This window comes from Pseudomonas sp. 3A(2025) (assembly GCF_054589175.1).
On the sequence record NZ_BAAILM010000113.1, the window covers coordinates 310185 to 329074 of the forward strand.

An 18890-nucleotide genomic window follows, 5' to 3' on the forward strand; every position below is an offset into this window, starting at 1 on the left:
GAAAGGGCGGTGTCCTAGGCCACTAGACGAAGGGGACGTTGCCCGAAACATATACAGAATGTTTCAAACTAACCAGAAGGTGACAAACGGTCACTTTCTGTTTTCACCAGCACCGCCTGAGCAGCACTGCTTGAAACTGGAGCGGGAAACGAGACTCGAACTCGCGACCCCGACCTTGGCAAGGTCGTGCTCTACCAACTGAGCTATTCCCGCTTATATGGCGTCCCCTAGGGGACTCGAACCCCTGTTACCGCCGTGAAAGGGCGGTGTCCTAGGCCACTAGACGAAGGGGACACACTACAACTTCACTCCTTACCGCGTTTCGCTGTGTGCTTTACGCTGTAAGTGGCGCGCATTGTATGGATGGATTGAAAGGTCGTCAACCCCCATCTGAAAATTTATTTAAATCAAATACTTCGTGATGATTGGGGGTCCAACCGCAGGTCGCCTCATGCCGCTATGGTCATCAAGATTTTGCGGCAGAAGCGGATAACAACATCTAGGCGCAATAGTGCTTAGCCACTACACTCGCCATCAATTACCTGGACTAAAAAAGAGGTCTGCACAGTGACACCACTCATGATCACGGTGCTCATACTGGTGGGTATCGCACTGCTTATAGCAATCGGTTACCTCAATCATGTGGCTGAGAACAAAAAGCTGGACAAGGCACGTCATAAAGTCGAACTCAACGATCGCCTGCGTCGCTGCTCCGAAATAAGTGAAACATTCCCCGGGCAACTGATGACGCCAGCCCTCAAGCTCTTGCTGACACGCCTTGAGCTTAATGTGGTACAGCGCATGCTGAATCTGGACAAGGCCAATGCCCAGCTCAAGTTCCGCGCCGAGGAGCTTGAAGAACTGGTCGCCAAGGGCGAGGCGATTCCGATCGGCAACCCGGTCACTCCCATCCAGACCGAAGCCAAGGCCAAGGATGTACGCTTTCTATTGGAAGCGCTGCACGCCCAGGTGACTCGCGGCGCGCACGATGGCTTTCTGCATACCAGTGAAGCGAAGCACTGGATCCGTGAAATTCGCCACATTCTGGTGTTGCTGCACATCGAGTTCTTCAATACGCTCGGCCAGGAGGCGATGAACCAGGAGCAACCCGGCCAGGCGCGCCTGGCATTCGAGCGGGGCGTCAACTATCTGCGCAACCAGCCGGACCCTGTGACGTATCAGAACCAGTTGGCGGCCATGGAAAAACAGCTGGCGCGCGTCAATTCGATCGTGCTGACCAATACCGCTCCGACGGACGACGACGAGAACGCGCTGACCGAAGGCTTGAAAGCCGACGCCGAGCAGACCGAATGGAAGAAGAAGGTCATCTACGACTGATGACCCGGCTCAGCGTGCGCATGCAGGCCATGCGCACGCTGAAACCAACAGACAGGCTCAGCAGTCGCTGGCTTGCACAAAGATCGCCGCCAGGCGTTCGATACCCTGCTGATCCTGCACGGTAAAACGTCCCAGGCTGGGACTGTCCAGGTCCAGAACGCCGATCAGGCGCCCGTCCTTGATCAATGGCACCACCAATTCACTGTTCGACGCACTGTCGCAGGCGATATGCCCGGCAAAGGCATGCACGTCCTCGACGCGTTGGGTCTGCCGGCTGAGTGCCGCCGTACCGCATACGCCGCGCCCGAAGGGAATGCGTACACAGGCGATTTGTCCCTGAAACGGCCCCAGCACCAGCTCTTCATTACGGTTCAGGTAAAAGCCCGCCCAGTTGAGGTCATCGAGCTGGGTATACAGAAAGGCAGAAAACTGCGCCGCATTGGCGATGAAGTCGCGCTCGTCGGCCAGCAGGGACTGCAACTGGGCCGCCAGCAATGCATAACCTTGCAGGCCTTCGCCCGCTTCACTGAGGTCGATCATGGGTGCTGCTCCAGCAGTTGCAGGCCCACCCAGTAGCGGGCGAACTGATAGGCGCAGCGTCCATTACGGTTACCACGCCCGGTGGCCCAACGCACGGCCAGAATATCCAGCGCTTCGTCGCGCTGCCAGCTCAGGCCTGCCGCGCCGGCCAGCTGGCCAATCCAGTGCTCGACGACATCCAGATAATGCGATTGGGTAAAAGGGTAGAACGACAGCCACAGCCCGAAACGGTCTGACAACGCGATCTTGTCTTCCACTGCCTCGCTGGGGTGCAGCTCGCCATCGACGTGCTTCCAGTTGAGGTTATCGCTTTCTTTTTCCGGGACCAGATGGCGGCGGTTGGAAGTGGCGTACAACAGAACGTTGTCCGGGGCCTGTTCCAGTGAGCCATCAAGAACGCTTTTAAGCACACGGTAATCGCCCTCGCCCGCCTCGAACGACAGGTCGTCGCAGAACAGGACAAAGCGCTGCGGCAGTGTTTGCAGTTGCTCGACCAGGCGCGGCAGGTCGCCCAGATGATCGCGCTCGATCTCGATCAGACGCAGGCCGGCGTCGTGGTACTCGGCCAGCAAGGCACGCACCAGCGAAGACTTGCCGGTGCCGCGCGAGCCCCATAGCAACGCATGGTTGGCGGGCAGGCCGTCGATGAACTGGCGGGTGTTGCGACCCAATTGGTCACGTTGCAGGTCCACACCGATCAGGTCGGACAGGCGCATGTCGAGACTGACCTCAAGGGGCAGCAGATAGCCGCTACGCCCCTCGCGCACCCAGCGTGCGGCCAGGCTGTGCGACCAGTCAATGGTCTGGCGCGGCGCTGGGAGCAAGGGCTCCAGACGTGCCAGCACAGCTTCTGCGCGTTCAAGAAAAGCATTGAGCCGGGAATCCACTGTATCTCCTTGTCTATTGACCGATTTAACCGGACCTGTGATCGGCTATGCTACGAGCGCAATCCAGACCGGAAGTAGCAGTACCTATGGATATAGCCTTTACCAACAGGTTGTCGTTCAAACAGGCACGCCTGGCCGTCGCCATCGGTTTTGTGCTCGGCACCCTGCTCAGCCTGTTCCAGATCGGCCTCGATTATGCCAGCGAAGACGCCTCCATCGATCGTGAAATTCACGCCTTGCTGGAAATCAGCCACAACCCGGCCTCACGCATTGCCTACAACCTGGACGGCGAACTGGCGCAGGAGCTGACTCTGGGCCTGCTGCACTCATCGGCGGTGATCAGCGCACGGCTGACCGATAACAACAATATGGTCCTGGCCAGCGTCGACCGCCCCATGACCACCGGACGCTTTCGCCTGCTCAGCGACTACCTGTTCGGAGAAACCCGCGAATTCGAGCACCCCCTGGGCCTGGACAGCATGCCCAATGAACCCATCGGCACCTTGCGCCTTACCGTCGACACTTTCGCCTTCGGCAGCCCGTTCCTGCAGCGCGCCGAAATCACGCTGCTCAATGGTTTCGTGCGCAGCCTGGTACTGGCGGCACTCTTGTGCAGCCTGTTCTATATCACCCTGACCAAACCCCTGGTCGACCTGATTCGCGCCCTCACCCACCACGACCCCCGCCGTCGCGAGCAAGACAAGATGATCTGCCCGCCCGGCCACGAGCATGACGAAATTGGCGTGCTGGTCGATGTGGTCAACAGCCAGATCGCCACCGTGGCCAGCGAATTTTCCCAGCGTCGCGAAGCCGAAGACCGGCTGACCCGGCACCTGGACGAACTGGAAAATATCGTCGCGGCACGCACCACTGAACTCAAGGCGAGCAATTTGCGCCTGAGCCAGTCCAACGAAGAACTGCAACTGGCGCGCAGCACAGCCCTGGACATGGCGCAGGCGCGTTCGGCATTTCTGGCCCATATGAGTCACGAAATCCGCACCCCGCTCAATGGCCTGCTGGGCATGCTGGCCTTGTCGCTGGACGGCCCGCTCGGTCGCGAACAGCGCCAGCAACTTATGATCGCCCACGACTCGGGCAAGGTGCTGGTCGAGCTGCTCAACGATATTCTCGACATGTCCAAGTTCAATGCCGGACATCTGGAGTTCGAGCGCATTCCCTTTGACCTGTGCTCTCTGGTCGAAGACACCGCCATCCTGCTGTCACAGAACACCGCGCCCAGCGTCGAGCTGACGTGCCTGATCGCGCCGGACTTTCCGGCCTCGGTGCTGGGCGATCCGACACGGGTGCGGCAAATCGTCAGCAACCTGCTGTCCAATGCCTTGAAATTTACCCGCTTCGGCCGGGTGGATGTGCGCCTGAGCCATTATCAGGACAGCGAAAGCCAGACTCACCGGGTGCGCATCGAAGTGCGCGACACCGGCATTGGTATTGCCCGTGAAGCCCAGACAAGAATCATCCAGCCATTCACGCAGGCCGAGACGGCGATCACCCGACAGTTTGGCGGTACCGGCCTTGGTCTGTCGCTGACCCACAACCTCTGCGAGGCGATGAGTGGCCAGTTAGACATCGAGTCGCAACCTGGCTTTGGCAGCCGTTTCAGCGCTGAACTGCCCCTGCCGGTGCACCTCGATGCCGTCCCGCACACGCGCCTGAGCGGGCGCGTCACGGTGATCAGCATGGCCGGCAGCGGCCTGGTGGAGTTGCTGGGCAATCAGTTGCCTGGCTGGGGCGTCACGCTGGAGCGGCGCAGCATCGATGAGGCCAGTACGTTTCTTGAAGCCGAAACCCGCCCCGACCTGCTGATCACCGACTGCCCCGAGTGTCTGTTCGACATCCGCCGTGGTACCTCGGTGCCGATCCTGCTGGTCACCGCCTATGGCAATTTCATGCCCGCCGAACAGGTCAGCGCACTGGCGCCGCTGCAACAACTGGCCAGGCCCCTGGCACGCAACGCGCTGTACCAGATCCTGCGCCGCGCCCTGCGCCAGGAGACGCCCGACGGCGAAGACCAGCCCAAAGAAACCACTGCACCCTGCAAGGCGCGCGTGCTGCTGGTAGAAGACAACCCGGTCAATCAGATGGTGGCCAAGGGCATGCTGCACAAGCTTGGCTGCGAGGTGACCATCAGCGGCCATGGTGGCGAGGCGCTGGAGGCGCTGGAACACGGCCAGTTCGATCTGGTGCTGATGGACTGCAATATGCCGGTGATGGATGGCTACGAAGCCAGCCGGCAGATCAGACATAGCGGGCGCTGGCCAAACCTGCCAATCGTCGCCCTGACCGCCAACGCCATGCCCGAAGAGCGTGAGCGCTGCCGGGACGCCGGAATGGACGATTACCTGGCTAAACCGTTTCGTCGCACAGAGTTGCTGAACATGCTCGACCAGTGGGTACCGGCAACCCAGGAATACACAGGGCTGCCGCATATCGCCCAGTGATTATCAAGAAAGCAGGGCTTCGATCTGCGCCTCAAGCGCCTGCGGCTTGACCAGTGGCGAGAAGCGCTGAACCCGCCCATCCTGGCCAATCAGGAACTTGGTGAAATTCCACTTGATGCGCCGGGTACCCAACAATCCGGGAGCCTGCTGCTTGAGTTCGACGAACAGCGGGTGCGCGGCATCGCCATTGACGTCGACCTTGCCGAACAGCGGGAAGCTGACGCCGAAGTTCAATTCGCAGAATTCGCCGATGTCTCGCGCACTGCCGGGCTCCTGGCGACCAAACTGGTTGCACGGAAAGCCCAGTACGACCAGCCCACGCTCGCGGTAACGCTGCCATAGCTGCTCCAGCCCCTTGTATTGCGGGGTGAAGCCGCACTGGCTGGCGGTATTGACCACCAGCGTCACCTTGCCGGCCACGTCACCGAACGTCTTGCGCTCGCCTTTGAGGGTCGTGCAGGGAATGTTCAGCAGATTGTTGCTCATGGTCAGGTCCGTATCCGTCAGGCGTTGGGGGTGGCTGCAAGATCGCGCGGCACCAGGGTCAGGCACACCGAATTGATGCAGTAGCGCAGGCCGGTAGGCGGCGGGCCATCGGGAAATACATGGCCCAGGTGCGCATCGCAGCGCGCGCAGACGGTTTCGGTGCGGATCATGCCGTGGCTGATATCGCGCACTTCGACCACCGCGCCGTCGTCGATCACATCATAGAAGCTGGGCCAGCCACAACCGGAGTCGAACTTGGTCCTGGAATCGAACAGGGCAAGGTCGCAGCACACGCAATGATAGACGCCATCGGTTTTGGTGTCGGTATATTTGCCGGTATACGGCCGCTCGGTGCCTTTGAGCCGGCACACCTGATATTGCAGGGGGTCGAGCATCGCTTCCCACTCTTCACGGGTCTTTTGCAACTTGTCCACTGGTACACCTCCGCGTCCGAAAAACCCCGATCTGTGTCTTTTCCACAGGTCGGGTGGCACGTATGATTGCGCCTCATCAGTCGTCAGTCTGTCACCCGCTTCTGACCCAGACAAACCCAATTTTCACGGCCAGTTGTGCCGCCAGATCGTTGCTCAGGCAATCGCACGTCCATTTTCGGGATCATCCACATGCAGTTCAGCAAATCGAACAAGCTCGCCAACGTCTGCTATGACATCCGCGGGCCTGTGCTCAAGCACGCCAAACGCCTGGAAGAGGAAGGCCATCGCATCCTCAAGCTGAACATCGGCAACCCGGCGCCATTCGGCTTTGAAGCCCCGGATGAAATCCTTCAGGACGTGATCCGCAACCTGCCCACCGCACAGGGCTACAGTGACTCCAAGGGCCTGTTCAGCGCCCGCAAGGCGGTCATGCAGTACTACCAGCAGAAACAGGTCGAAGGCGTCGGCATCGAAGACATCTACCTGGGCAACGGCGTCTCCGAGCTGATCGTGATGTCGATGCAGGCTCTGCTCAACAATGGCGACGAGGTGCTGATCCCGGCCCCCGACTACCCATTGTGGACCGCCGCCGTAAGCCTGGCCGGTGGCAACCCGGTGCATTACCTGTGCGACGAGCAGGTCAACTGGTGGCCTGATCTTGCCGACATCAAGGCCAAGATCACCCCCAACACCAAAGCGCTGGTGATCATCAACCCGAACAACCCGACGGGCGCCGTTTATCCCAGGGAAGTGCTGCTGGGCATGCTGGAGCTGGCGCGCCAACATAACCTGGTGGTGTTCTCGGACGAGATCTACGACAAGATTCTTTACGACGAAGCCGTGCACATCAGCACCGCCTCGCTGGCACCCGACGTGCTGTGCCTGACTTTCAACGGGCTGTCCAAATCGTACCGCGTGGCGGGCTTTCGTTCCGGCTGGCTGGCCATTTCCGGACCCAAGCATGCCGCGCAAAGCTACATCGAGGGCATCGACATGCTGGCCAACATGCGCCTGTGCGCCAACGTGCCGAGCCAGCATGCCATTCAGACCGCACTGGGCGGCTACCAGAGCATCAATGACCTGGTACTGCCACCAGGCCGCCTGCTGGAACAGCGCAACCGTACCTGGGAGTTGCTCAACGACATCCCCGGCGTCAGTTGCGTCAAACCCATGGGCGCGCTGTATGCCTTCCCGCGGATCGACCCGAAAGTCTGCCCGATCCATAACGACGAGAAGTTCGCCCTCGACCTGCTGCTGTCGGAAAAGCTGCTGATCGTTCAAGGCACGGCGTTCAACTGGCCATGGCCGGACCACTTCCGCGTGGTGACCTTGCCGCGCGTCGACGACCTCGAACAGGCCATCGGTCGCATCGGCAATTTCCTCAAAGGCTACCGCCAGTAACTCCCGCCTCTGCTGTCCCTGCCGCCCAAGGCAGGGACAGTCAGCACCCGCCCCGCCTGTACCTCTCTCAGCTTGCGTTCAGCCTGAGCGGTTTACCCTTGCCTGCAAGAAAACGACACAGTTTGAAATAGTCCCTCTGTTGAATAGCGACTGGCATCGCCTTATATACCCGGCATCGCGTTACATATTTGTCCCGAGGAGAACGTTTCGACCATGATGCGCATCTTGCTGTTTCTGGCCACCAACCTGGCGGTGGTGCTGATTGCCAGCATCACCCTGAGCCTGTTTGGCTTCAACGGGTTCATGGCGGCCAACGGGGTGGATCTGAACCTCAATCAGCTGCTGGTGTTCTGCGCTGTGTTCGGCTTTGCAGGCTCGCTGTTCTCGCTGCTGATCTCCAAATGGTCGGCAAAAATGAGCACGGGCACGCAGATCATTACCCAGCCTCGCACCCGGCATGAACAATGGCTGCTGCAAACCGTCGAGCAACTGGCGCGTGAAGCCGGCATCAAGACCCCCGAGGTCGGTATCTTCCCGGCCTACGAGGCCAATGCCTTCGCCACCGGCTGGAACCGCAACGACGCCCTGGTGGCGGTCAGCCAGGGCATGCTCGAGCGTTTCTCGCCCGATGAAGTCAAGGCGGTACTGGCGCATGAAATCGGCCACGTGGCCAACGGCGACATGGTGACCATGGCGCTGGTGCAGGGCGTGGTGAACACCTTCGTGATGTTCTTTGCGCGCATCATCGGCAACTTTGTCGACAAGGTCATCTTCAAGACGGAGAACGGCCAGGGCATCGCTTATTACATCACGACGATCTTTGCCGAACTGGTACTGGGCTTTCTGGCCAGCGCCATTGTCATGTGGTTCTCGCGCAAGCGCGAATACCGCGCCGACGCAGCCGGCGCACAACTGGCCGGCGCCCAGGCCATGATTGGCGCCCTGCAGCGCCTGCGCGCCGAACAGGGCGTGCCGGTGCAAATGCCCGCCACCCTGAGCGCCTTCGGCATCAATGGCGGCCTCAAGCACGGTCTGGCCGGCTTGTTCATGAGCCACCCGCCACTGGAAGAACGCATCGAGGCCTTGCGCCAGCGCGGCTGATCCTTGCGGCGAGGTTAAGCAAAGGGCGACGTGAGTCGCCCTTTTTGCGTCAGACACTTCGATAAATTCGATCATAAGGCCGCAGAACTTATATTAGATCCGGATAGGTCTTGTACCTGAAGATAGGCCATTGCTCATTTTCAGGAGGCCTTTCATGTTTCCCAGCCTGTTCATTTCCCACGGCTCGCCCATGCTGGCACTGGAGCCAGGTGCCAGTGGCCCTGCCCTGGCGCAACTTGCCGCCGAACTGCCCCGCCCACGCGCTATCGTCATCGTCTCGGCGCACTGGGAAAGCGCTCATCTGAGCGTCAATATCAATCCACAACCGGAAACCTGGCACGACTTCGGTGGCTTTCCGCCTGAGCTGTTTGCTGTGCAATACCCTGCCGTCGGTGCGCCAGAGGTGTCCCGAGAGGTGATCGCGCGACTTGAGGCCAGCGGCTTGCCGGTGCACATCGACAACCAGCGACCGTTTGACCACGGCGTCTGGGTGCCACTGTCATTGATGTACCCGAACGCCGACATCCCGGTTGTGCAGGTCTCACTGCCCAGCCGACAGGGTCCGGCCTTGCAGACCCGCGTCGGCAAGGCGCTGGCGGGGCTGCGCGAACAGGGCATTCTGATCATCGGCTCCGGCAGCATCACCCATAACCTGCGCGAACTGGACTGGCACGCAGGGCCGGAACGGGCTACCGGCTGGGCGCTTGAGTTCCGTGACTGGATGATCGAAAAACTGGCCAGCGATGACGAAGCCTCATTGCACGACTACCGCCGCCTTGCACCCCACGCCGTACGCAACCACCCCAGCGACGAACACCTGCTGCCGCTGTACTTTGCCCGTGGCGCCGGCGGCACATTCAACATCGCACATCAGGGCTTTACCCTCGGCGCGCTGGGGATGGACATCTACCGTTTCGATTGATGCGCGCCTAAAAAACACAGGCAAAAAAAATCCCCGAACCAGTCGGGGATTTTTTCATTCAGACTGAATCAGTCTTCGCGATACCGGCGCAGCTTCAGTTGCTTACCGGCGACACGGGTGTCTTTCAGCTTGGTCAGCAGACGCTCCAGGCCTTCTTCCGGCAGTTCAACCAGGCTGAAGCTGTCACGGATCTGGATGCGACCGATTGCGTCACGGGCCAGGCCACCTTCGTTGAGGATGGCGCCGAGCAGGTTCTTGGCGGCGATACCGTCACGCGCACCCAGCGCGGTACGGCAACGGGCACGGCCTTCGGCAAGTGGCAGCGGCGCACGACGCTCGCGCTCTGGACGGTCACCACGATCGGCGCGATCGGCACCGGAACGCTCAGGGCGATCGCCACGCGGGGCGTTGTTCGGCACCAGTGGGCGCTCGCGCTCGATGTCTGCCATGGTCAGGGCCTGACCCAGGGTAGCCTTGCGCAGCAGGGCAGCAGCCAGCGCACGTGGCGAGCAACCGATGTCAACGGTCAGACGGTCGAGCAGTTCACCGTGGCTGGCTTCGGCATCGGCCACCAGCGGCGTCAGGCTGTTGGTCAGCTTCTTGATGCGGGCGCTGAGAATGGTGGCGGCGTCCGGCAGGCGAACTTCAGCCACCTTCTGGTTGGTCACACGCTCGATAACCTGCAGCATGCGGCGCTCACGCGGGGTGACCAGCAGCAGTGCGCGGCCTTCGCGACCGGCACGGCCGGTACGGCCGATACGGTGAACGTAGGACTCTGGATCGTACGGCATGTCCACGTTGAATACGTGGGTGATGCGCGGAACGTCCAGACCACGCGCGGCAACGTCGGTCGCAACCACGATGTCCAGACGGCCATCCTTGAGCGAGTCGATGACGCGCTCACGCTGGTTCTGGGCGATGTCACCGTTCAGGGCAGCAGCCTTGTAGCCTTTGGCTTCCAGGGCGCTGGCCAGGTCCAGGGTAGCTTGCTTGGTGCGCACGAACATGATCAGCGCGTCGAAGTCTTCGACTTCCAGCAGGCTCAGGACCGCGTTGGTTTTCTGGTCAGCGTGAACCAGCAGGTGAGCCTGCTCGATCTTGGTAACGGTCTGGGTCTTGGTCTGGATCTTGACGTGCTGCGGATCGCGCAGGTGGCGCTCGGCAATGGCACGGATCGACTGAGGCAAGGTGGCCGAGAACAGAACGGTCTGACGGGTCTCAGGCATGGCCGCGAAGATGACTTCGAGGTCATCCATGAAGCCCAGCTTGAGCATTTCGTCAGCCTCGTCCAGAACCAGATGGTTCACGGTGGCGAGGACTTTTTCGTCACGACGCAGGTGATCGCACAGACGACCCGGGGTGGCGACGACGATTTGCGCGCCATTACGGATAGCCTTGAGCTGCGGGCCCATCGGCGCGCCGCCGTAGACGGCAACCACGTTCACGCCTGGCATTTGCTTGGCGTAGGTTTCGAAGGCGGTGGCGACTTGCAGTGCCAGCTCGCGGGTGGGCGCCAGGATCAGGGCCTGAGGCTCACGCTTGCTCGGGTCGATACGGCTCAGGATAGGCAGGGCGAAGGCGGCGGTTTTACCGGTGCCTGTCTGCGCCTGACCGATCATGTCGTGGCCGGCAAGAATAATTGGGATCGATTGCTGCTGAATGGCCGAAGGCTCTTCGTAGCCAGTCGCGATGACGGCGGCAACAATACTAGGGTGAAGGTCGAGAGCGGCGAAGCCGCCAATTTCCTGGGTCATGGGTCTGCCTCTGGTGCATCCGCAAAGACCCATGCTGCAAAGCTGCGCGTGCCGTGTACGACTCAAGAGTCACCCTGGCTGCTTTGTGGCGGGGATTTGCGAAAACAATTGATGAATGGATTAACCAGGTTAGTTCGCGCTGCGAACCCGCAACCGAAGCAGGCTCCGGTGAGTGCATCGCCTGGATAACGGCCCTGTAAAGGCCGGCGCGCACTATACCGGAATTGCACGGGTAAGTGAGGCTTTTTTTATGAATTGTTACGCACAAAACGCATGTTTCATGTGGCCTGAGCCTTGGTTTTTTCGCTGTAATGGCCTGCGCAGTGGCAATTATCCGCCTGCGCCTGCTAAAACGATTCATGTTCGGCGAAAAAACCGGCCTCCACCGTTGGTCGGGCGCGACAAAATGCCTCGCCCGCCACAGCGTTTCAGACCGCTGTTTCAGGTTGCCGGACGCAGATCGCGGATCAACGCCTGTAACGAATAACCCAACCGGGGCGCGAGGGCTTCGGCGCGCTCGACCAGCGACTCTTTGCACAGGTCCTGATCGAGGTCGGCCGGAACGATCAGAATCACATTGCCCTCCTTGACCGGCAGCTCCCAATAATGCCGGTGATAGAGGCCCCGAAATAGCGCTGCCCCCAGTGGTCGACCGTCGTCGGCGGCCCACTGGTTGATGATCAGCCAGCCGCCGGGGTTCAGGCGCTTCTGGCAGTTCTCCAGAAACACCCAGGCCAGGTGCCCGACGCCCGGGCCGACATCGGTGTACAGGTCGACGAAGATCAGGTCGGCAGGCTCGGCTGTTTCAAGCAGCTGCACGGCATCGCCAATACGCACATACAAGCGTGGATCGTCGTCCAGGCCCATGTACTCCATGGCCAGACGCGGCACTTCGGGGCGCAGTTCGATGGCTTCGACGTCTTCCAGAGGCAGGAACTTCAAGCAGGCCTGGGTCAGGGTGCCGGCGCCGAGACCGAGGAACAAGGCGCTTTCCGGCGCATCATGGCACAGCGCGCCGACCAGCATGGCGCGAGTGTAGTCGTACTCCAGCCAGCTCGGGTCGGCGGTGAAGGTGCAGCTTTGCTCGATGGCATCGCCGAATTCGAGGAAGCGGTAGTCGTCCACTTCCAGTACGCGGATCTTGCCGAAATCGTCATGGACTTCAGCCAGAACCCGTTCCTCACGCTCGTGAGTCATGACCTCTCCTGACCAGCGCGCGCATGCCCTGGCAGCGCGCAAAGCGCGAATTGTCGGCCAAGCGCGTGGCTTTGTCGAACTGCTACCATACGGCCCTCGATCAGCCCTGATAAAAGAGTCAACAATAATGAAGCCAACGTGGAGCCCGGACAGCTGGCGGGCCTTGCCGATCCAGCAACAACCCCTCTACCCCGACGCCGCGCATGTGCAACGCGTCGAGCAGAGCCTGGCCAGTTTTCCGCCGCTGGTATTCGCCGGCGAGGCCCGCGAATTGCGTCGCCAGTTTGCCGAAGTGACGCAGGGTCGTGCTTTTCTGTTACAGGGCGGCGATTGCGCCGAGAGTTTCGCCGAGTTTTCGGCGGCCAAGATCCGCGACACCTTCAAGGTCTTGCTGCAAATGGCCATTGTCATGACCTTTGCTGCCGGCTGCCCGGTGGTCAAGGTCGGGCGTATGGCCGGCCAGTTTGCCAAGCCGCGCTCCTCCAACGATGAAACCATCGCTGGCGTGACCCTGCCGGCGTACCGGGGCGACATCGTCAACGGCATCGGTTTCGACAGCAAAAGCCGCGTGCCGGACCCCGACCGCCTGCTGCAGGCGTATCACCAGTCCACCGCGACTCTCAACCTGCTGCGCGCCTTTGCCCAGGGCGGCTTTGCCGACCTGCATCAGGTGCACCAGTGGAACCTGGATTTCATCGCCAACTCGGCGCTGGCGCAAAAGTACGGGCAACTGGCCGACCGCATCGACGAAACCCTGGCCTTCATGCGTGCCTGCGGCCTGGATACCGCGCCGCAATTGCGCGAGACCAGCTTCTTCACCGCCCACGAAGCACTCCTGCTCAACTACGAAGAAGCCTTCGTACGCCGCGACAGCCTGACCCAGGATTACTACGATTGTTCGGCGCACATGCTGTGGATCGGCGACCGGACCCGGCAACTGGACGGCGCGCATGTCGAGTTTTTACGCGGTGTGCATAACCCGATCGGTGTCAAGGTCGGGCCGAGCATGAACACCGAAGACCTGATCCGCCTGATCGATGTGCTTAACCCGGACAACGATCCCGGCCGCCTGAACCTGATCGCACGCATGGGCGCCAACAAGGTCGGCGACCACTTGCCTGCACTGATTCGTGCCGTGGAACGTGAAGGCCGCCAGGTGCTGTGGAGTTCCGACCCGATGCACGGCAACACCATCAAGGCCAGCAGCGGTTACAAGACCCGGGATTTCGCGCAGATTCTCAGCGAGGTGAAGCAGTTCTTCCAGGTACACCAGGCTGAAGGTACGCATGCCGGCGGGATTCATATCGAGATGACCGGCCAGAACGTCACCGAATGCATCGGTGGCGCCCGGCCGATCACCGAAGACGGTCTATCGGATCGTTACCACACCCACTGCGACCCGCGAATGAACGCCGACCAGTCGCTGGAACTGGCGTTCCTGATTGCCGAGACTCTCAAGGGAGTGCGTGCCTGAGCACGCACAGCTTCAAGCGGTAAGCTGCAAGTTAAAAGCATCAGGCAGTACGCGATGTGGCTTTAGCTTGTAGCTTAAAACTTGCAGCTTGCCGCTTTAGACTTTCAAGGCTAAAACGAGTGCGCAGAACATCAGAAATACACAGAACAGCGTGCGTAACCGCCGCTCGGGCATCGAGTGGGCCAGTTTCACCCCCCAACTGATACTGGCCAGGCCGCCGATGGCCAGTGGAATACCCATGTGCCAGTCGACATGCTGATGCCACGCATAGGTCAGCAGGGTAATACCGGTACTTGGCGTCGCCAGTGCCAACGCCAGGCCTTGGGCAACCACCTGACTGGCGCCGAACAGGCTGGTCAGAATCGGCGTGGCGACAACGCCACCGCCGACCCCGAACAGGCCGCCGGTAATCCCTGAAACGCCCCCCAGCACCCACAGCCAGCGCTCGCGCTTGAGCCCGGTACCGCCGATCCGTGCGCTGCTGCGGATCATCTGCATCAGATTGAAGGCGATCAGCACCAACAGAAAAATTACGAAGCCCAGACGCATGCTTGAGGGGTCGATGCGTACCGCCCATAACGATGTCAGCCAGGCCAAGGCAAAGCTGGGCACAATCAATAGCAATGCATGCTTGAGGCGAATGCGGTTGCGCTGGTTGTAGCGCCACAGCGCCAGCAGCACATTGGGCAACACCATCAACAACGCCGTGCCTTGGGCCAGTTGCTGATCCAGGCCGAACACCACGCCCAGCACCGGAATCGCCACCAGGCCACCGCCGATACCGAACAATCCTCCCAGGGTGCCCATGGCGGCCCCGAGCAACACGAACATCACCACCTCGATCACACGTTTTCCTCAACCCGGCTATTGGACGCTATGGCATGAATTATCTGGTGCAATAAAGATTGCAGCACTAAATTAAACGCCTATTTGCTTTGAATCAGGATTGTCCATGACCGACAACGCCGCTTGCGACGCACTGCGTCTCGATAACCAACTGTGTTTCGCGCTGTATTCCACTTCGCTGTCGATGACCAAGGTCTACAAGCCACTGCTTCAGGCTTTGGGCCTGACCTACCCGCAATACCTGGCGATGCTGGTGCTCTGGGAACAGGATGGCCTGACCGTCAGCGATGTCAGCACCCGCCTGCTGACCGACCCCGGCTCGCTGACGCCGCTGCTCAAACGCCTGGAAGCCGAAGGCTTGATCAACCGCACACGTAGCAAACAGGACGAGCGCGTTGTGCAGTTGTACCTGACCGAACAGGGCCGCGCCTTGCAGCAAAAAGCCTTGAGCGTGCCTAACTGCATTTTTTCGGCCAGCGGCCTGGACCTGAAAAAACTGCGTGAACTACAAGAACAACTGCTAAGCCTGCGCGACAGCCTGCAAGCACACCTGTAGTAAGACTCCTGGCGAACCTGGGCACGCGTCTAGGATAACGCTTTCAGATGACTCAGACATAATATGTAACAAAATCACTACCAGGCAGACAAGGAAGCTTTAGCAGCAGCAAATAGTAAGCATTACCATTCGCATCCTAAAACTATAACGCCACACACTCAGGATGCATCACCTCATGTCTGCCCCTTCACGCCTTACGCCCCTGGCCCTCGGTATTTCGGCCTTGCTCGGCGCGGGCTTCGCTTGCGCTGCCCCCACTACCCTGCCGGCCTTGTCGATCAACGCCGACGTTGAACAAGACGAGTCCAGTCCTCGGGTCAAAGAGGTCAGCACCGCGACCCGCACCTCGACACCGGTGCGCTATGTGCCGCAGGCCATCGACACGGTCAAGACCGCCAATGTGCTCGACTACGGCGTCAATGACCTGGGCACCGCCTTGAGCGGCCTGCCCAACGTCAGCAACAGTGGCGACACCCGTTTCGACGGCCTGCGCATTCGCGGCTTCGATGCCAGCAATGACTTTTATCTGGATGGTATTCGCGACGACAGCCAGTACGTGCGCGACCTGCACAATATCGAACGCCTCGAAGTGCTCAAAGGCCCGGCGGCGGTGCTGTACGGACGCGGCAGCCAGGGCGGCATCGTCAACCGGGTGAGCAAGGCGCCACAAGCCGGGCGTCGTTCGAAGATCGAAGTCCAGGGCGGCAGCGAAGACCTGCGCAGTCTCTATGCCGACTTGAGCAGCGACCCCAGCGACAACATCAGCCTGCGTCTGAACATGGGCAATATGGACAGCAACAGCTTTCGCGACGGTATCTCCAGTCATCGGCAGTTGTTCGCACCCTCGATGAGCTGGCAGCTCACCCCCGATCTCAACTGGCTGGTGCAGTACGAATACAGCCGCTTCGATCGCACCCCGGATCGCGGCATTCCCAGCATCAATGGCCGCCCGGCGGATGTCGGCCGCGACACCACGTATGGCGATAGCCGCGACTTCATCGATGACAAGGCGCAATCGCTGCGCTCGCGCCTGAGCTATGACATAAATGAGCACTGGCAACTGCGTCAGACCCTGGGTGTATTCAAGCTCGACAGCGACTTCGACAATACTTATCTGACCGGCTACACCCCCGCTACCGGGCTGGTCGCCCGCCAGCACTGGCAACAGGACCTGCGCACCCGCAACGTTTTCAATAACGTTGAGCTTGAAGGCAGCTTCGACACCTTCGGCCTTGAACATCGCCTGCTGACCGGCATTGAAACGGGCAGCCAGCGCCGCGACCCGAAACTGTACACGGGGGCCACCAGCGGTGCGGGCAGCCAGGCCGTGCCGTCTCTGGACCCGTTCAATCCAGACCGCAACCGTCGTCATACCGGGCTGATGGTCCCGTCGAGCAGCAACTACACCGAGGTCGAAAGCCGCGCCCTGTATGTTCAGGACCAGTTGCGCATCAACGATCAGTGGCAATTACTGGGCGGCCTGCGCTACGACCGCTTCGAGGTCGACACCACCAACCGCCTGCGCGGTATCAGCGAAGAGCGCGACAGCCACAGCACCAGCCCACGGGTTGGCGTGGTGTGGACGCCGCTGGTCGATCATTCGTTCTATGCCTCATGGAGCAAAACCTTTTCGCCGGTCGGCGGCGGTTTGATCGGCATCACGCCGGGCGCTGCGGGCAATACCAACGACCTGAGCCCGGAGCTGACCAGGCAGAAAGAAATCGGCGTCAAGAGCGACTGGCTGGAGGATCGCCTGAGTACCACCCTGGCCGTCTACGAGCTGGAGCTCTACAACCGCCGCACCACCGACCCGGATAATCCGGGCCTGACCATTCTCACCGGCCTGCAACGCTCACGCGGCATCGAGCTGACCGCGACCGGGCAACTGACCGGCAACTGGTCCATGCGTGGCGGCATCGGTATTCAGGACGCGACCATTGTCAAAGACAACAACGGCCTGGAAGGTAATCGGGTCAGCAACGTCGCCAAACGCAACGCCAGCGTATTTCTCACCTGGAAGCCGGAAATGGGCTGGTACGCCGAAACCGGTCTGACTCTGGTCGGCCAGCGTTATGCCGACAACCAGAACACCGCCGTGCTGCCGGGCTACGGCCGCTGGGACGCGCTGGCCGGTTACCGCCAGAAAGACTGGGACTTGCGGGCGGCGCTGAACAACATGACCGATCGCACCTATTACAGCTCGGCCACCAGCGCCGGCCAGATCCGCCTGGGCGACCCGCGCAGCGTGGTGGTGACAGGGACGTATAGCTTCTGATTCATCATTTTCAAAAATTAACTTGCGCGCAAGGTAATTGCGAACTACATTGACCTTACATTCAGTTGGCGCACAAACCTTTTGCTCGCCAAATAACCACTGTGAGGTCACACCATGCAAGCGCTCTATACTGCTGTTGCCACTTCCACCGGCGGCCGTGACGGTCGCGCGATTTCCAGCGACCAGATCCTCGACGTCAAACTGGCGACGCCGAAAGAGCTTGGCGGTGCGGGTGGCGCAGCGACCAACCCTGAGCAATTGTTTGCCGCCGGTTATTCGGCCTGCTTCATTGGTGCCCTGAAGTTCGTGGCCGGCCAGGCCAAGCGCAGCATCCCGGCTGACGCGTCGATCACCGCCCATGTCGGCATCGGCCAGATTCCTGGTGGCTTCGGTCTGGACATCGACCTGCACATCAGCCTGCCGGGCCTTGAGCAAGCCGACGCCCAGCAACTGGTCGACGCCGCCCACCAGGTGTGCCCGTACTCCAACGCCACCCGTGGCAATGTCGATGTACGTCTGCACGTCACCGTTTGATCAGCAAACGCCAGATGCAAAAAAGCCCGCAATCATGCGGGCTTTTTTGTGGAACGCAGTTACAAAGCAGTGCTTATTTGGCACGGCCTTTGTACGAACCGCCTTCACGGGTATCGATCTCGATCATGTCGCCGATTTCGATGAAGTCGGCCACGCTCAGCTCTGTGCCGTTTTTCAGTTTGGCAGGCTTCATGACCTTGCCCGACGTGTCGCCACGAGCGGAGCCTTCGGTGTAGTCAACCTGACGCACGATGGTGGTCGGCAGCTCTACGGAAACCAGGCGCTCTTCGAAGAACACGGCTTCGCAGACGTCGGTCATGCCTTCTTCGACGAATGGCAGAACGGACTCGATGTCTTCGGCGTTCAGTTCGTACATGGTGTAGTCGGTGGTGTCCATGAACGTGTAGGTGTCACCGCTGATGAAAGACAGGGTGGCTTCCTTGCGGTCCAGAATCACGTCATCCAGCTTGTCGTCTGCGCCGTATACGGTTTCAGTCTTGTAACCGGTCAGCAGGTTCTTCAGCTTGGTCTTCATGATTGCGCTGTTACGACCGGACTTGGTGAACTCGGCCTTTTGTACCAGCCAAGGATCGTTGTCGATACGGATCACGGTACCGGGTTTCAGCTCTTTACCAGTTTTCATTGCATATATCCGAAATTGGATGGAATTAACCAAAGGCTCTGTA

At 60.3% G+C, this 18890-nt stretch carries 17 protein-coding genes and 2 tRNA genes; 9 read left to right on the forward strand and 10 right to left on the reverse strand.

What is annotated here, in order from left to right:
* Positions 1-137 precede the first annotated feature (137 nt).
* Positions 138-213 (reverse strand) — tRNA-Gly (locus ACYP2A_RS28035).
* 5 nt (positions 214-218) lie between these two features.
* Positions 219-294 (reverse strand) — tRNA-Glu (locus tag ACYP2A_RS28040).
* Between the two features lie 273 nt (positions 295-567).
* Here ACYP2A_RS28040 and ACYP2A_RS28045 point away from each other — a divergent pair.
* A complete protein-coding gene (locus ACYP2A_RS28045; protein ID WP_459749180.1) occupies positions 568-1338 on the forward strand; it encodes a hypothetical protein in 771 nt (256 codons plus the stop codon).
* 57 nt (positions 1339-1395) lie between these two features.
* Here ACYP2A_RS28045 and ACYP2A_RS28050 read toward each other — a convergent pair whose 3' ends face one another.
* Positions 1396-1878, reverse strand: a complete 483-nt coding sequence (locus ACYP2A_RS28050; RefSeq protein ID WP_459749181.1) for a GAF domain-containing protein — start codon at positions 1876-1878, stop codon at positions 1396-1398.
* On the reverse strand, positions 1875-2765 hold the full coding sequence (locus ACYP2A_RS28055) for an ATP-binding protein (protein WP_459749182.1): 891 nt from the start codon (positions 2763-2765) through the stop codon (positions 1875-1877). The genes ACYP2A_RS28050 and ACYP2A_RS28055 overlap by 4 nt, the downstream gene beginning before the upstream one ends.
* Positions 2766-2851: 86 nt before the next feature.
* Between ACYP2A_RS28055 and ACYP2A_RS28060 the strand changes: the two genes are divergently transcribed.
* Positions 2852-5224, forward strand: a complete 2373-nt coding sequence (locus tag ACYP2A_RS28060) for a hybrid sensor histidine kinase/response regulator (RefSeq protein WP_459749183.1) — start codon at positions 2852-2854, stop codon at positions 5222-5224.
* Positions 5225-5227: 3 nt separating this feature from the next.
* On the opposite strand, the gene ACYP2A_RS28065 is transcribed toward ACYP2A_RS28060, so the two are convergent.
* On the reverse strand, positions 5228-5710 hold the full coding sequence (locus ACYP2A_RS28065) for a glutathione peroxidase (RefSeq protein ID WP_459749184.1): 483 nt from the start codon (positions 5708-5710) through the stop codon (positions 5228-5230).
* 17 nt (positions 5711-5727) lie between these two features.
* Complete coding sequence (gene msrB / locus ACYP2A_RS28070) at positions 5728-6144, reverse strand: peptide-methionine (R)-S-oxide reductase MsrB (protein WP_459749185.1); 417 nt, start codon at positions 6142-6144, stop codon at positions 5728-5730.
* 189 nt (positions 6145-6333) lie between these two features.
* On the opposite strand from msrB, the gene ACYP2A_RS28075 reads away from it, so the two are divergent.
* The 3 genes from ACYP2A_RS28075 (at position 6334) to ACYP2A_RS28085 (ending at position 9568) form a co-directional block, all read left to right on the forward strand.
* On the forward strand, positions 6334-7545 hold the full coding sequence (locus ACYP2A_RS28075) for a pyridoxal phosphate-dependent aminotransferase (RefSeq protein WP_459749186.1): 1212 nt from the start codon (positions 6334-6336) through the stop codon (positions 7543-7545).
* Between the two features lie 213 nt (positions 7546-7758).
* Positions 7759-8646: a protease HtpX gene (htpX, locus tag ACYP2A_RS28080; RefSeq protein WP_459749187.1), complete on the forward strand. Its 888-nt coding sequence runs from the start codon at positions 7759-7761 to the stop codon at positions 8644-8646.
* 154 nt (positions 8647-8800) lie between these two features.
* Positions 8801-9568: a DODA-type extradiol aromatic ring-opening family dioxygenase gene (locus tag ACYP2A_RS28085; RefSeq protein ID WP_459749188.1), complete on the forward strand. Its 768-nt coding sequence runs from the start codon at positions 8801-8803 to the stop codon at positions 9566-9568.
* Between the two features lie 68 nt (positions 9569-9636).
* Here ACYP2A_RS28085 and ACYP2A_RS28090 read toward each other — a convergent pair whose 3' ends face one another.
* Complete coding sequence (locus tag ACYP2A_RS28090; RefSeq protein WP_459749189.1) at positions 9637-11355, reverse strand: DEAD/DEAH box helicase; 1719 nt, start codon at positions 11353-11355, stop codon at positions 9637-9639.
* Positions 11356-11763: 408 nt separating this feature from the next.
* Entirely contained in the window at positions 11764-12519 is a 756-nt protein-coding gene (locus ACYP2A_RS28095; RefSeq protein ID WP_459749190.1) for a spermidine synthase, read from the reverse strand.
* A gap of 127 nt (positions 12520-12646) precedes the next feature.
* On the opposite strand from ACYP2A_RS28095, the gene ACYP2A_RS28100 reads away from it, so the two are divergent.
* The gene (locus ACYP2A_RS28100; RefSeq protein WP_459749191.1) at positions 12647-13993 is read left to right on the forward strand and encodes a class II 3-deoxy-7-phosphoheptulonate synthase; all 1347 of its coding nucleotides are present in this window, start codon (positions 12647-12649) and stop codon (positions 13991-13993) included.
* 96 nt (positions 13994-14089) lie between these two features.
* Here ACYP2A_RS28100 and ACYP2A_RS28105 read toward each other — a convergent pair whose 3' ends face one another.
* Complete coding sequence (locus ACYP2A_RS28105; protein WP_459749192.1) at positions 14090-14839, reverse strand: sulfite exporter TauE/SafE family protein; 750 nt, start codon at positions 14837-14839, stop codon at positions 14090-14092.
* Between the two features lie 106 nt (positions 14840-14945).
* On the opposite strand from ACYP2A_RS28105, the gene ACYP2A_RS28110 reads away from it, so the two are divergent.
* The 3 genes from ACYP2A_RS28110 (at position 14946) to ACYP2A_RS28120 (ending at position 18204) form a co-directional block, all read left to right on the forward strand.
* A complete protein-coding gene (locus tag ACYP2A_RS28110; protein ID WP_459749193.1) occupies positions 14946-15395 on the forward strand; it encodes a MarR family winged helix-turn-helix transcriptional regulator in 450 nt (149 codons plus the stop codon).
* Positions 15396-15570: 175 nt separating this feature from the next.
* Positions 15571-17670, forward strand: coding sequence for a TonB-dependent receptor (locus tag ACYP2A_RS28115; RefSeq protein WP_459749194.1), 2100 nt, complete (start codon positions 15571-15573; stop codon positions 17668-17670).
* 114 nt (positions 17671-17784) lie between these two features.
* Positions 17785-18204 carry an organic hydroperoxide resistance protein gene (locus tag ACYP2A_RS28120; RefSeq protein ID WP_459749195.1) on the forward strand — a complete coding sequence of 140 codons (420 nt, stop codon included), beginning with the start codon at positions 17785-17787 and terminating at the stop codon, positions 18202-18204.
* Positions 18205-18277: 73 nt separating this feature from the next.
* On the opposite strand, the gene ACYP2A_RS28125 is transcribed toward ACYP2A_RS28120, so the two are convergent.
* The gene (locus ACYP2A_RS28125) at positions 18278-18847 is read right to left on the reverse strand and encodes an elongation factor P (RefSeq protein ID WP_003226785.1); all 570 of its coding nucleotides are present in this window, start codon (positions 18845-18847) and stop codon (positions 18278-18280) included.
* Positions 18848-18890 lie beyond the last annotated feature (43 nt).

Excerpts from the sequence above, each read along its gene's own strand:
- ACYP2A_RS28090 (WP_459749189.1), bottom strand. The coding sequence starts at position 11,355 with ATGGGTCTTTGCGGATGCACCAGAGGCAGACCCATGACCCAGGAAATT.
- ACYP2A_RS28125 (WP_003226785.1), bottom strand. The coding sequence starts at position 18,847 with ATGAAAACTGGTAAAGAGCTGAAACCCGGTACCGTGATCCGTATCGAC.
- ACYP2A_RS28110 (WP_459749193.1), top strand. The coding sequence starts at position 14,946 with ATGACCGACAACGCCGCTTGCGACGCACTGCGTCTCGATAACCAACTG.
- ACYP2A_RS28085 (WP_459749188.1), top strand. The coding sequence starts at position 8,801 with ATGTTTCCCAGCCTGTTCATTTCCCACGGCTCGCCCATGCTGGCACTG.
- ACYP2A_RS28050 (WP_459749181.1), bottom strand. The coding sequence starts at position 1,878 with ATGATCGACCTCAGTGAAGCGGGCGAAGGCCTGCAAGGTTATGCATTG.
- ACYP2A_RS28065 (WP_459749184.1), bottom strand. The coding sequence starts at position 5,710 with ATGAGCAACAATCTGCTGAACATTCCCTGCACGACCCTCAAAGGCGAG.
- ACYP2A_RS28120 (WP_459749195.1), top strand. The coding sequence starts at position 17,785 with ATGCAAGCGCTCTATACTGCTGTTGCCACTTCCACCGGCGGCCGTGAC.
- ACYP2A_RS28075 (WP_459749186.1), top strand. The coding sequence starts at position 6,334 with ATGCAGTTCAGCAAATCGAACAAGCTCGCCAACGTCTGCTATGACATC.
- ACYP2A_RS28100 (WP_459749191.1), top strand. The coding sequence starts at position 12,647 with ATGAAGCCAACGTGGAGCCCGGACAGCTGGCGGGCCTTGCCGATCCAG.
- htpX (WP_459749187.1), top strand. The coding sequence starts at position 7,759 with ATGATGCGCATCTTGCTGTTTCTGGCCACCAACCTGGCGGTGGTGCTG.
- ACYP2A_RS28095 (WP_459749190.1), bottom strand. The coding sequence starts at position 12,519 with ATGACTCACGAGCGTGAGGAACGGGTTCTGGCTGAAGTCCATGACGAT.
- ACYP2A_RS28060 (WP_459749183.1), top strand. The coding sequence starts at position 2,852 with ATGGATATAGCCTTTACCAACAGGTTGTCGTTCAAACAGGCACGCCTG.
- ACYP2A_RS28115 (WP_459749194.1), top strand. The coding sequence starts at position 15,571 with ATGTCTGCCCCTTCACGCCTTACGCCCCTGGCCCTCGGTATTTCGGCC.